We start from the raw sequence: 12,240 nt of genomic DNA, 5'->3' as shown, positions 1-12,240 counted from the left end.
TTTCCTACTGCCAAGACTTACAGCGAGCCATGCCGTTCAGAGGGCTCGCATGACCCATCTGCGCCAGGAGGAAACGACATGAGGCCGGAAACCGCCATCGTCGAGATTCACAGCCAGTACAAGGTTCACACGGAGTTTTACGGCAACCCGGAAGCCAGGGAGACCATCATCCTGGTCAACGGCTCCTTGTCGACGACCGCCTCGTTCGCGCAGACAGTGAAATACCTGCAACCGCACTTCAACGTGGTGCTCTTCGACGAGCCCTATGCCGGCCAGTCCAAGGCGCATAACGACAACAGCCGCTTCATCAGCAAGGAGACCGAGGCCGACATCCTCCTCCACCTGATCGAGCACTTCCGGGTGGACTACCTGATGTCCTTCTCCTGGGGCAGCGTCTCCGCCCTGCTCGCCCTGGCCCAATGCCCGGCGCGGATCAAGAAGGCCGTCATCACCTCCTTCTCGCCCATCCTCAATGAACCGATGATGGACTACCTGACCCGTGGCATGGACTGCCTCTCGGCCGTCGACCGCGACGCCGTGGGCAACCTGGTGAACGGCACCATCGGCAAGTACCTGCCGAGCCTGTACCAGCGCTTCAACCACAAGCACTGCAGCAGCCTCGACGAGCACGAGTACCTGCAGATGCACTTCCACGTCCGCCAGGTGCTGAACATGGACTCGCGCTGCTACGTGGATTGCCTGGCCAACGTCGACATCCCGTTGCTGTTCATCAACGGCGACCGTGACGAGTACACCTCCGCCGAGGACGCCCGCCACTTCGCCAAGCACGCACGCGATTGCCAGTTCGCCACCATCGACAACGCCGGTCACTTCGTCGACGTCGAACACAAGGCCGGCTGGATGCAGACCCAGCAAGCGATGCTGGGCTTCCTCAAGACCCAGGCAACCAAGGGCATCGCTCGCCCGCAGGTCGCCGATTACCAGGCAATTGCCGTTTGAACGCGTGGCCGCCCGGGCAGGTGCAAGTATTTTCAGTAACTTGTGACTGCCCTGGGCTTCACCTCGCCCGCCGCTTCTGGTAAAAAGAGCACCCTTCGCGGGCGTCGTATAATGGCATTACCTGAGCTTCCCAAGCTCATGACGAGGGTTCGATTCCCTTCGCCCGCTCCAGAATTCTTGGGCCATCCAGCCCTGAAGGCGAAATTAGCGCTTTCTTCGGTGACAGTTTTGGTGACAGTTAGGGCGTGAAAAACGCAGTGCTTTGACCAAAGCTTTGCACCTTGATCCCGCTTTACAGGCTATCCTCAAGACGCAGCCACGCGGGCTTGCAATTGACCAAGGAGGTCACATGTTCCTTCAATTGCTCAAGTCGAAGTCCAAAGAGGAAAACGAACTCTCCAAGCTCTTCGACCACATCCGCGAAACCCAAGCCATCGACGTGGTAGGTCGCGGCACTGTCGTGATCGAGCCGGAGACAATTTTTGACTCTCCTGAGTTCAAGAAAGCTCTTGAACGGGCCGCCTCTATCGTAAAACGCTGATGGGTATTTTGCTTATTCTGCCACTGCTAGTCAGTGGCTTTTTAGTGCTGCACCACCACCCTCTTTACTTCTATAAGATCCACCGTCAAGACGGCCAATACTTTTATATTCAATGCGTGAGACTTGGCGTCTACAGCTTAGTTTTTGGCTTCTTAATTTGCGTAGCCTTGTACCATCTCTTGGAAAACTACAAGGTCCTCTGTTTCGATCTTAAGAATATCAACTTCTTCGACTGGACTGCCAATCACTTATTGGCAGTAGGGGTAGTTAGCAAGAAAAGGGCCGTCAGCGCAGCTATCATTTCTTGGTCGATCCTCCTTGCCTTCTATCCGATCCCACATATCTGGGGCTACCTGACCAGACGCCTTTACTACATGTGGCGCCTCGGAGCGAAGGACGCAGGCCAAGTGAAGTTGATGGTTATGGCTACCATCTTTAACGATAGCCCACTAGATGCCTTCCTATTCAAGTCCGCATTGAGCGGAGACTTGGTCATGCTCCACATGGATGACCGAAAGGTGTATGTCGGAGTTATATCAACGATGGGCGAGCCCAACGAAACTCAAGGTGCCGACCAAGAAATATCCATAAAGCCAGTAATGAGTGGCTATCGGGACAAAGACAATTTGACTGTCACCTTTACTACTCAGTACAAAGAGGCAGGAGCTGACGTCACCCTCATCCTTCGTCAGGATGAAATTATCTCTGCGACTAAGTTTGATTTTGAGGTCTACGAAAAATTCAAGGCTTCAAAACCCTCTCCTCTCCCTGCGGCCACCGACCAGCCTACCACCCACAGCTGATCAAAAAAGAGCCCAACATGGTCGGGCTCTTTTCTTCTATTCAAGCTTCAGGGAAGCGCCATAGCCATTAGATTACGAATTGCCCAATGCCATTTCTTGTCATGCACAATTCGCTGGTGGTACACATCCCCATTAATAATCTGATCCTTGGTGAGGGAAGAAAGCTCCTCCCAATCATCCCCAAATACGTAAGTTGCATTATTTAGATGCACACTTTCCAAGGCATAGATCTTTCTAGACTCAAATCCATATACAAAATACCCTGAGTACCCACCGCGTCCGGTAGCCAAAAAATCAGGCTCATACTGGGCAAGCAGTCGCATGCGCTCTTCAATGACTCCCCTATCAGACTGGTCAAGTCGATTCAGATAGGGACCAATAACATCCTTTGTTACTTTCCAAGGGTATTTCCCAGGCGGTAGTACTTCCCATTGAAGCCGCCTCAAGGGGACCGCTGCAACCTGCAGAGCAGCATGATCGTATATTTCAAAGCTCCCAAATGCTTCCAGCATCAGGTTGGCGAGATGCAGAATCCGGCCCTCATCTTCGTCAAGAAGATTTATTCTCCTTGTTGAGAAGCAGCCCTCTTGAATATATTCCGCCAGGATAAACACTTCATCTGGAGCCGGTACATAGTCCCTCTGGTATACATCCATTGTCCGATGCTGAACGCCAGAGTGTTCCTGTCCATGCCAATCTTTCCAGGTCCTATAGCTAGGGACGGACTTTTTTACTAACGGTAGATCCCTCCGAACAACCTCCTTCCCTCGGGAGTTATATTCTGAAAATTTACCAATGATGCTCGGTACAATTGAATCACCAACCCTATCCAGCCGATTCAGCCCAAGCTGCTCCTGCCTCTCCAGAGATACCTGTCCTCGCGGAAAAATAAAGCTGACCTCTCTCGCTCCGCGCGCCTCCGCCACAATCTTGGTGATGCTTCTCAGGCTATTACCTTCAATCATGATGTCCGTCCTTGTACGGCAACAACGCCAAGGCCGAAGGTATCACTTCGCCAGCACTCCTTGACATGCTCTTTATCGGGCTACAAAGAGGACACGCCCTATCTGCAGGTGTCCCCAGTACCGCCCGACCGCTACGTCGAAATTCTTGGCCTATACCCGGACGGGATGATCCTCGCTCCCGGCACCCAGGAAATGGAGCGGTAACAGCACGACGCCACGCTTTAGGCACCCGAAAGCAGGTCACCCAGTGCTGCTGGCTCCCAGTTCGAAATCAACAGTTCCCCTGTCACCTCAGCCTGCCCTTGCCGCTGATTGGTGGTGCTGTAACGGATGTCCAACCGTTGCGTATGAAAGCCCTCGAACACCTGCCGAATATCGGGGTGGTCATTGATGCTAACCATTACCCTCCCCTTACAGCGCCGCATGAAATCGGCCATCCGCTCATAGTTCTCGAAGGGGAAGTCCACCCCGTAGCCCTCGGTCTGTCAGTACGGCGGGTCCATGTAGTGGAAAGTGTGCGGCCGGTCATAGCGCTCGGCGCACTCCAGCCAGGGCAGGTTTTCGACGTAGGTGCCGGACAGCCGTTGCCAGGCCGCGGAGAGGTTCTCCTCGATCCGCAGCAGGTTGATTGCCGGCGCAGTGGTGGCCGTGCCGAACGTCTGCCCAGAGACCTTGCCGCCGAAGGCATGATGCTGCAGGTAGAAGAAGCGCGCGGCGCGCTGGATATCGGTCAGGGTCTCGGGTCGGGTCATCTTCTGCCACTCGAAGATCTGCCGGCTGGATAGAGCCCACTTGAACTGGCGGACGAACTCCTCGAGGTGGTTTTGCACCACCCGGTAGAGACACACCAGGTCACCGTTGATGTCGTTCAGCACCTCTGTGGGTGCCGGCATCGGGCGAAGAAAGAAGAGCGCAGCGCCGCCGGCAAACACCTCGACATAGCACTCAAGGGGCGGGAACAGCGGGATAAGGCGGTCGGCCAGGCGGCGCTTACCGCCCATCCAGGGAACGATTGGATTGGTCATTTTGTGCAAGCCTTTGCTGTATGAATATCCAGTTGTTAGACTCGCCGCGCTTCGTGCACGAGGCGGGAGCCTTGGCTGGGCTTGCAGGTACGGTCTGCGGTTCAGCGGCTGGCCGGGGTGGTGGAACACCTTGGCCAGTCGCTCTCATTTGTGATTCATCTTGAAAGATCAGGAGAGCATCATGCGTCGATATGTAAGCCTCCAGTCCCTGATCCTGGTGAAGAGTCGAGAGCACGACTTTGTACTCACACCCACCACCGCCGAGGACCTGGCCAGCTTCGGCCTCAGGTTCCTAGTGGCCGAACTGGGCACCGAAGGTGCCCGGCTTTTCCTGCGCAAGAAATTCTCGGAGTACCGGCCTGACTATCGAGGCATCGGTAGAGACGACGGCCCTGCACGCAAGGACGAGGAACAACACCCTGCCCAGCGGTACTAACCTCACAGGAAAGGAGGGATAACCATGTGCGGACGCTACGTCACCCCATCTGACCGGGCGATCGAGGACTTCTGGCACATCGGCGCCCGGAACTCCGGCCGGTGGATCCAGAGCTTCAACGTCGCCCCCACAACCCAGGTGCCTATGATCCGCCAGGACGCCCAGGGCGAGCTGGAACTGGCGGCCGCGCGCTGGGGACTGATCCCCTTCTGGTGGAAGCAGGACAAGCCGCCCACCCTCTCCTTCAATGCCCGCAGCGAAGAGGCGGCGCAGAAGCCCATGTGGCGCCAGAGCCTGCGCACCCACCGCTGCATCATGCCCGCCCACGGCCAAGCCGCAGGCGTCGACGCCGATCACTTCGCCTGAGCGCTCAGAATTGCCCCGGCCAGTTCCAGATCACTGCTCTCGCTCAGGCCGGGATTCTCGCTGCGGATCCGCTGCAGCTCCGCTTCGAGGTAGGGGCCGCGAATGGCGCCGTCGCTGGCGATGAAGGTGCTGGCGTCGTCCGACACCGGGCCAACGAGTTTGTGGTCGCCGCCACTGGTGAGGTAGGTGGAGGCGCTGGTGGCGCCGGTGGAGAGGAGACCGCGCAGCAGGTCGCCGTCGTCGTCGTGGTGGTCGTGCTTGGCCATGGCGGAGGTGAAGGGGATAGCGATGAGCGCGAGGGTTGCAGCGGTAGTGCGGAAACGCATGGTGACTCCTTTGGGTTTGCGTTTCCCTCAGATTGCGGCCGCTGAAACGAGTTCCGGACCTCCTCGCTAAATCGCCCTGCCCGCCTGGCGCGACCGCCGCGACATTGCCGCTGATCCGGGACTGTCTCTGCGGCGACAGCGCTTTGCCCTCCCTGTGCGCCACCCTGTACTAGACTGCACCACCACTGTGCGGGCCAGCAGCGCCTGCCTCGAGTCCGCTCGCCCCACGCACAGGCTTTTCAACCGATGCATCCAGTATTTCGCTGGCCAGGAGGGCCGTCATCCAACGTGGAGAGCGAGTGTACTCATGCCGTACTCATTCCGTCTGATCGCCGCGGTCGCGATGCTTGCGAGCGGCGTCCTGCCTGTTACCCATGCCGCTGATTCCGCCATCCAGGCCCATTGCCATGAGAAGTGGAGCGGCGATGCCATGCGGGCCTACTGCCTCGAAGAACAGCACCAGGCCGCCGAGATGGTGACGCACTACAGCGGGCCCATTCGCAGCCGCTGCGAGTCGGAATGGCGCAACGATTTCCACATGGTGCTGTTCTGCATCCGGGAGCAGCAGCCGCTGCCCCAGGTGGCCTCACCGGAGCACCAGGCCAATAGCGCGACCAACTGAGCGCCAGGCGTCCCATCCAGTGACGCGTTTCTCCCCGCACCTTCGGTGGCCCCTGCCCGCCCACTGATTTCCCTCCACCGCTTGTTCGCCCTGCCAGGGTGGCCCACAGCCCGCCCTGGCAGAACGGCGCCTGCCCGCTGACCACTGCACCGCCCGTCCAGCCCACTCCTGCCCCGCCACCCAAGCCGGGACTCAGCGGATAACGACGCTCGAGAAGCGGGATAGAGCCGCCACCCCCGCCCGCCGCACCATTTCCCCACAACGCAGAAACACAGGGTGCCGCAAGCACCCACGCGCTTTTCCCTTCCACTGCCCGAGCCCAAACGGATCACCCGATCCGCACAACAACAGGAGTGTCGCAGGTGAAGAAAACCCATCCGCCCCGCAGCGGGTCCATCAACTTCGGCGCCGGCATGAGCACGGCGTTGATCGGCTGCCTGGCGCTGAGCTCGCCAGCCCAGGCCACGGACCTGCCGGCGGTCAACCTCGGTTCCACCACCTTCTACGATGGCGCGCCATTGCCCGGCGGTCCGGGTTGGTACGGCTCGCTGTTCCTCAACCACTACGACGGCCGCAAGCTCACCGACAATGATGGCGAGCGCATCGCCCTGCCCAGGTCGGAAGTGACGGTGGACACCGCCACGCTGCAACTGATCTACCAGGGCATCGGCGGACCACTGGACAGTGACTGGGGCTTCAGCGCCCTGCTGCCGATCGTCACGCGACTGGACGTGGACGACGGCATGAACAACGCCGCGCTCGACGGCCAGGCGGGCGTCGCCGACCTCAACTTCGGCTTCTACCTGCAGTTCCGCCCGATCATGGGGGACCAGGGACCGCGCTTCGCCCATCGCCTGGAACTGGACCTGGTGGCCCCGGTGGGCCGCTACGACCGCGACACGGCGATCAACCCGGGGTCCAACTTCTGGTCGGTGAACCCCTACTGGGCCGGCACCTTCTGGGCCACCCCGAAGACCACCCTGTCCTGGCGCCTGCACTACCTGTGGAACGCCAAGAACACCGATCCCTCCCCCGCCACCTACGGGCCCGATGTCAGCGATGTCCAGGCCGGGCAGGCGGTGCATGCCAACTTCAACCTGCTCTACGCCTTCACGCCGAGGTTCCAGGCCGGCGTCAACGGCTACTGGCTGAACCAGATCACCGACTCACGCATCGATGGCCACGAAGTCTCCGGCCGTCGCGAGAAGGTCTTCGCCATCGGCCCGGGGGCGCTGTTCGCCTTTTCCCGCCAAGACAGCCTGATGGCCAACCTCTACTTCGAAAGCGAAAGCCGCAACCGCCCCGAAGGCAATCGTTTCAACCTGCGCTGGGTACACAAACTATGACCTCCGCCATTTTCGATTCGCGGGAGCCCGCCTCCCTCAAGTGTTCGTCGTTGTCCGCCGCCGACAGCGCCCGCCTCGGCCGCTGGAAGACCATCAGCCTGGCGATGGGCATCGCCGCCCAGCTGTTCCTCGCCGGGGACTGGTACGGCTTCGCCGCCGTCAGCCAGTTCGTCGCCGCGGACCTTGCGCTGTCGCCCTTCCAGGTCGGCATGGTGCAGGGCTCGTTCTCCATCACCTACGCCCTCGGGATGATCTTCTGGGGTGCGCTGGGCCAGCGGCTGTCGACCCGCGTCCTGTACTGCGCCGGCCTGGTGGGCGTAGGCCTGTCGATGCTGGTGCAGACCCAGGCGCAGAGCTACGAGGCGCTGGTGGCCACCCGCCTGGCGGTGGGCTTCTTCGATGCCGCGGTGTGGATCGGCGCAGCCCGGCTGATCATCGTCTGGTTCCCGCCGGCACAGCGGGGCCGCGCCCTCAGCGCCCTGCTCGCGGCCTTCAGCCTGGCCATCACCCTGGACTTCGCCCTGGGCATCCCCCTGGCCGAGGCCATCGGCTGGCGAGGCTTCTTCATGGTCCTGGCAATCAGCACCCTGGTGGTGGCCCTGCTCGGCCTGCTGCTGGTGAAGAACGAGCGCACGGCGGTGGGCCTGCCGCGCTTCAGCTGGGACGACGAAGTGCTGGGCGGCGGCGCCATGCCGAGCCTCTGGACCATCTTCCAGTCGCGCTGGTTCTACATCGCCGCGCTGGCCATCTTCGGCGACATGTTCGCCGTCTCGGCCACCGCCACCTGGGTGGTGCCGGCGCTGATCCAGACCCAGGGCATCGAGGCCCATACCGCCGCCACCGTCGGCACGCTGATGGGGCTGTCCCAGGTAGTGCTGCTGCTCATCGGCGGACACATCAGCGACCTGCTGCGCCGCCGGGTGCTGATGCTGAAGATCGGTGCCGCGCTGTCCCTGCTCTCCGGCCTCTCCCTGCTGCTCACGGTGAAGTACGGCCTGCCCCACGGCGGCCTCCTGCTGGTGGCGGCGTTCAGCGGCGTGGTGGTGTTCAGCGGCGGCGCGATCTTCGCCCTGATCAGCGAGAAGTACGGCGAACGCCTCGGTGGCAGCGCCATCGGCTACGCGGAAATGGTCGGTATCTCCTCCACCTTCGTCGCCCCGGCGCTGCTGGGCGCGGTGATCCAGTCGACCGGTTCCTTCGTGGCCGCCTTCGGCACCTTCGTCGCCGTGCAGCTGGTGATCCTCCTGGCGCTGCTGCTGTGCAGCGACGAACGCGCCGGCAGCCTGCAACCCCGCTTCACGCCCGAGCGCTCCGGCGCCTGAGCCGAATCATCGCCGGGCCCCTGGCCCGGCCCCAACCCGCAACGATGCATAAGGAGTACCCCATGCAATCCGTCGACCTGAACGGTGTGCTGATGACCTACAGCGAATACGGTGACCCGCAGGCGCCAACGCTGCTGCTGCTCAGCGGCTGGTGCCAGGACCAGCGCCTGTTCAAGACCCTGGCCCCGGAGCTGGCCCGCGACTTCCATGTGATCTGCCCCGACTGGCGCGGCCACGATCCCCAGCAGACCCTGAACGGGGACTTCGGCTCGAATGACCTCGCCGACGACCTGCTGGCCTTCATCGACGCCAAGCAGCTCACGGACGTGCGCCTGGTCTCCACCTCCCATGGCTGCTGGGTGAACATCGAGGTCTGCGAGCGCCTGGGCACAGGGCACCTGCCCAGGACCGTGGTGATCGACTGGCTGATGCAGCCGCACCCCGGCTTCTGGCAACAGCTGTCCGAGGGGCAGCACCCCACCGGCTACGCGGCCGGGCGCCAGAGTTTCTTCGACGAGTGGGCGGCCACCACCGACAACGCCGACGTGCTCAACCACCTGCAACGGGAGATGCCCTGGTTCGACGGCGCGATGTGGCGCCGCGCCTGCCGCGAGATCGAAGCCAACTACCGCCGCTGGGGCAGCCCCCTGGAGCGCATGGCCGCCATCGCCGACAAGCCGCAGGTGCGCCATATCTATTCCCAGCCGCTGTCCGAGGACTATCGCCGAATGCAGCTGAATTTTGCCGCCGACCACGGCTGGTTCGACCCGCACCACATCCCCGGCAACACCCACTTCCCGAGTCTGGAAAACCCCGTGGCCGTGGCCCGCGCCATCCGCGAGTTCTTCCAGAGCTGACTGACCGATACCAGGAGCACTCCATGTCCAACGCTTTCAAGGCGATCATCGCCGGCGGCGGTTTCGGCGGCCTGACGGCGGCAACCGCGCTGGCCCAACGCGGCTGGTCGGTGACCGTGTACGAACGCCAGCACGAACTGCGGGCCTCCGGGTCCGGCATCTATATCTGGGAGAACGGCCTGCGCATCCTCGATGCCATCGGTGCGCAGGTGGTTTCCCGGGATTCCTTCCACGGCCGCGCCATGGAACAACGGGACCGCAACAACCAGGTCATCGACCCGGGCGACTTCCCGCCTTCGGTGCGCCTGGTGACGGTGGCGCGCAAGGACCTGCTCAACGGCCTGCGCGACGCGGCGTTGCGCGCCGGGGTGGAGATCCGCACCGGCGCCGAGGTGATAGGCGCCGGTGCCGCCGGCGACCTGCACTTCGCCGGTGCCCGCAGCGCGCAGGCGGACCTGGCCATTGGCGCCGACGGCGTGTGGTCGGCCGTGCGCCGCGCCCTCGGCCTCGAACTCTTCCACCAGCAGACCGATGAAGGCGCCCTGCGCGCCATTATTCCCGGCACCCAGGAAGACCTCGGCTTCGATGGCCAGGGCAAGTACATCGAGCTCTGGAGCGGGTCGCGCCGGCTGCTGATCACCCCCCTCAACCGCCACGAGATCTACCTGGCCTTCACCTGCCAGAAGGACGACCTGGCGGGCAAGGCCAGCCCCCTGGACAAGGCCGCCTGGATTGCCTCCTTCCCCCACTGGGCGCACCTGATCGAGCGCGTCGATACCCTGCTGCCCTGGGCGCCCTACAGCATCGTCAAGGTGAAAGCCTGGTCCGCCGGACGCACCGCGCTGATCGGCGACGCCGCCCACGCCCAACCGCCGAACCTCGGCCAGGGTGGTGGCATGGCGATGCAGAGCGGGCTGGCCCTGGCCACCTTCCTCGAAGACCTGGAGGACCGCCGCGACATCCCCGAACGCCTGCAGGCCTGGGAAGCCCATGAGCGGGAGCTGGCCGAGCACTGCCAGCGCTGGTCATGCCTGTACGGCGAAGTGTCGGTGCTGCCGGACGATGCGCGCAGCCGCATCATCCACCACGGCATGGCCGATCCCTGGGTACGCAGCCAGATACTCCGCGCCGCCCAGAGCCAGCCCACCGGCACGCAACGTCCGGGGCAACCGGTGCGCCTGGCGGCCAACTGAACCTGGGCCAGGGTGCGACGAGGTACGTGGCGGGCTTCACGGGTCTGTCCGGTACGCACCTCGCCACCCGTCATGGCCTGGATGACAACCGGAAGTCGTGACCTTCCGACCGCCATCCGGGCCATGACCCCAGGGTCTTGTTTCCCCCCGATCGAACGGCGCCCCTTGGCGTTACCAAGGGACGCCGGCGCTGCGCTACCCCCTCAGTGCGCCCTGCCCCGCCGCGCCAGCTGCCGTTGCAGCGTCATGCTCGGCGACTCGTCGAAGAGCTTGCGGTACTCGCAGGAGAAGCGCCCCAGGTGGGTAAAGCCCCAGCCCATGGCGATAGCGGAGATGTTGCGGGCACTGCCGTCCTCCAGTAACTGCTGGCGCACCGCAGCCAGGCGGTGTTTCTTCAGGTAGGCCATGGGTGGCAGGCCGAGGTAGCGACTGAAGCTATCGAACAGCTTGGAGCGGGACACCCCCGAAGCCTCCTCGATATCCGCCAGGCCGATATCCTCGCGGGCATGGCGATGGATGAACTCCCTCGCCCGCACCAGGAAGTGCGGCAGCTTGAGTTCCTGGCTGCCAAACAGCTCGGCGCTGTAGTTGTTCGGCTGGGCCAGGATCAGGCCCTTCACCAGGGCATGTTCCAGATCGCGGGTGAAACCGGCCTGGCCATAGAGCTCGTGGCTGCGGTGCAAGTCTTCGGCGAGGTGGCGGACCATGCGCCACCAGGAACCGGAGGCGCCGTTGACGGCATCGATCACCGGCTCGAACAGAAGGGGCGCATCCATACGCCTCTGGATCAGGTCCTCCAGGCCCTGTTCCACGGCCTGCCGGGGAATCGCCACATGCAACTGGCGGCAGTCGCCACCGATGTTCAGTTCCTGGGCACCGTAGGGCGACAGGATCACCCCCCGGTCGCGATCGGAACTCAGCGCCCGCCCACCGGCCAGCACCTCCTGCTCGCCGGACTGGGGCAGGCTCAGGCTGTAGCAATCCAGCCCGTCTTCCGCCCCGACACCTACCGTCACATCGGTGCCGTATTCGACGAACCCCAGGGTGGTCGCCGTCGAGCGCAACACACTGCCGTTGTGCTGGAAACGGACCCGCTGCGGGGCCGTGGCCTTCAGCCAATGGGGCCCACACACATCCGCCATCCAGGCCTGGGCACCGGCCAGGTCGAAATGCTTCACACGGATATCGCTCACATGCGCTTCAGGCTTGCTCATCATCACAGGGCACCCATCAATTTCGCTCTTGTCATGCGCGCTCTGATGGCGCGTGGTGACTCCTGGCAGCAAGTGCCATGCCAGCGCACGCGCCAGCAGACGGACCAGGAAAGCGGGGATAGCGATGGCGGAGTTTGTGGCCATTCAGGTGGGTCCGAGGGCCGCCCCGCCTGCGTTGCACCTCGTCCCGCAGGATTGGCAGGCCCATGGCCGGCCGCCGGTCGCACCAAGGCGAGACGGCCGGGAGCCGGACGTTGGACACCA

At 62.7% G+C, this 12,240-nt stretch carries 13 protein-coding genes, 1 tRNA gene and 1 pseudogene; 11 read left to right on the top strand and 4 right to left on the bottom strand.

All coding sequences use genetic code 11. From position 1 onward, the window contains the following. Nucleotides 1–78 precede the first annotated feature (78 nt). The 4 genes from PCA10_RS07615 (at nucleotide 79) to PCA10_RS07600 (ending at nucleotide 2,304) form a co-directional block, all read left to right on the top strand. Nucleotides 79–960, top strand: a complete 882-nt coding sequence (locus PCA10_RS07615; protein WP_016491472.1) for an alpha/beta fold hydrolase — start codon at nucleotides 79–81, stop codon at nucleotides 958–960. Between the two features lie 97 nt (nucleotides 961–1,057). After that, a tRNA-Gly gene (locus PCA10_RS07610) sits at nucleotides 1,058–1,131 on the top strand. A 178-nt stretch (nucleotides 1,132–1,309) separates the two neighbouring features. After that, on the top strand, nucleotides 1,310–1,501 hold the full coding sequence (locus PCA10_RS07605; RefSeq protein ID WP_016491471.1) for a hypothetical protein: 192 nt from the start codon (nucleotides 1,310–1,312) through the stop codon (nucleotides 1,499–1,501). After that, nucleotides 1,501–2,304 (top strand): hypothetical protein, encoded by an 804-nt coding sequence (locus PCA10_RS07600; protein ID WP_070104100.1) that lies wholly within the window; start codon nucleotides 1,501–1,503, stop codon nucleotides 2,302–2,304. The genes PCA10_RS07605 and PCA10_RS07600 overlap by 1 nt, the downstream gene beginning before the upstream one ends. A 47-nt stretch (nucleotides 2,305–2,351) precedes the next feature. Here PCA10_RS07600 and PCA10_RS07595 read toward each other — a convergent pair whose 3' ends face one another. Then, nucleotides 2,352–3,269, bottom strand: a complete 918-nt coding sequence (locus PCA10_RS07595) for a hypothetical protein (RefSeq protein ID WP_016491469.1) — start codon at nucleotides 3,267–3,269, stop codon at nucleotides 2,352–2,354. A gap of 221 nt (nucleotides 3,270–3,490) precedes the next feature. Then, nucleotides 3,491–4,294, bottom strand: a pseudogene (locus PCA10_RS07590) (DNA adenine methylase). 181 nt (nucleotides 4,295–4,475) lie between these two features. Here PCA10_RS07590 and PCA10_RS07585 point away from each other — a divergent pair. Together PCA10_RS07585 and PCA10_RS07580 are read left to right on the top strand one after the other, a co-directional pair. Continuing rightward, complete coding sequence (locus tag PCA10_RS07585) at nucleotides 4,476–4,730, top strand: hypothetical protein (RefSeq protein WP_016491466.1); 255 nt, start codon at nucleotides 4,476–4,478, stop codon at nucleotides 4,728–4,730. A 24-nt stretch (nucleotides 4,731–4,754) separates the two neighbouring features. Continuing rightward, nucleotides 4,755–5,096: an SOS response-associated peptidase gene (locus PCA10_RS07580; protein ID WP_016491465.1), complete on the top strand. Its 342-nt coding sequence runs from the start codon at nucleotides 4,755–4,757 to the stop codon at nucleotides 5,094–5,096. Here PCA10_RS07580 and PCA10_RS07575 read toward each other — a convergent pair. Next, nucleotides 5,084–5,422, bottom strand: coding sequence for a DUF2388 domain-containing protein (locus tag PCA10_RS07575; protein WP_016491464.1), 339 nt, complete (start codon nucleotides 5,420–5,422; stop codon nucleotides 5,084–5,086). The two genes, PCA10_RS07580 and PCA10_RS07575, sit on opposite strands and share 13 nt — an antisense overlap. 307 nt (nucleotides 5,423–5,729) lie before the next feature. Between PCA10_RS07575 and PCA10_RS07570 the strand changes: the two genes are divergently transcribed. The 5 genes from PCA10_RS07570 (at nucleotide 5,730) to PCA10_RS07550 (ending at nucleotide 10,762) form a co-directional block, all read left to right on the top strand. After that, nucleotides 5,730–6,044 carry a hypothetical protein gene (locus tag PCA10_RS07570; protein ID WP_016491463.1) on the top strand — a complete coding sequence of 105 codons (315 nt, stop codon included), beginning with the start codon at nucleotides 5,730–5,732 and terminating at the stop codon, nucleotides 6,042–6,044. A 413-nt stretch (nucleotides 6,045–6,457) separates the two neighbouring features. Then, nucleotides 6,458–7,390: a SphA family protein gene (locus PCA10_RS07565; protein ID WP_041770566.1), complete on the top strand. Its 933-nt coding sequence runs from the start codon at nucleotides 6,458–6,460 to the stop codon at nucleotides 7,388–7,390. Then, complete coding sequence (locus PCA10_RS07560; RefSeq protein WP_144276952.1) at nucleotides 7,387–8,712, top strand: MFS transporter; 1,326 nt, start codon at nucleotides 7,387–7,389, stop codon at nucleotides 8,710–8,712. Before PCA10_RS07565 ends, PCA10_RS07560 begins: the two co-directional genes overlap by 4 nt. 62 nt (nucleotides 8,713–8,774) lie before the next feature. Beyond that, entirely contained in the window at nucleotides 8,775–9,569 is a 795-nt protein-coding gene (locus PCA10_RS07555) for an alpha/beta fold hydrolase (protein ID WP_016491460.1), read from the top strand. A gap of 23 nt (nucleotides 9,570–9,592) precedes the next feature. Further along, nucleotides 9,593–10,762 (top strand): FAD-dependent oxidoreductase, encoded by a 1,170-nt coding sequence (locus tag PCA10_RS07550; protein ID WP_016491459.1) that lies wholly within the window; start codon nucleotides 9,593–9,595, stop codon nucleotides 10,760–10,762. Nucleotides 10,763–10,965: 203 nt separating this feature from the next. On the opposite strand, the gene PCA10_RS07545 is transcribed toward PCA10_RS07550, so the two are convergent. Further along, a complete protein-coding gene (locus tag PCA10_RS07545) occupies nucleotides 10,966–11,979 on the bottom strand; it encodes an AraC family transcriptional regulator (RefSeq protein WP_016491458.1) in 1,014 nt (337 codons plus the stop codon). Between the last annotated feature and the right edge of the window lie 261 nt (nucleotides 11,980–12,240).

Source organism: Pseudomonas resinovorans NBRC 106553 (assembly GCF_000412695.1).
Taxonomy (GTDB): Bacteria; Pseudomonadota; Gammaproteobacteria; order Pseudomonadales; family Pseudomonadaceae; genus Metapseudomonas; species Metapseudomonas resinovorans_A.
This window is presented reverse-complemented; position numbering and strand designations above follow the sequence as displayed.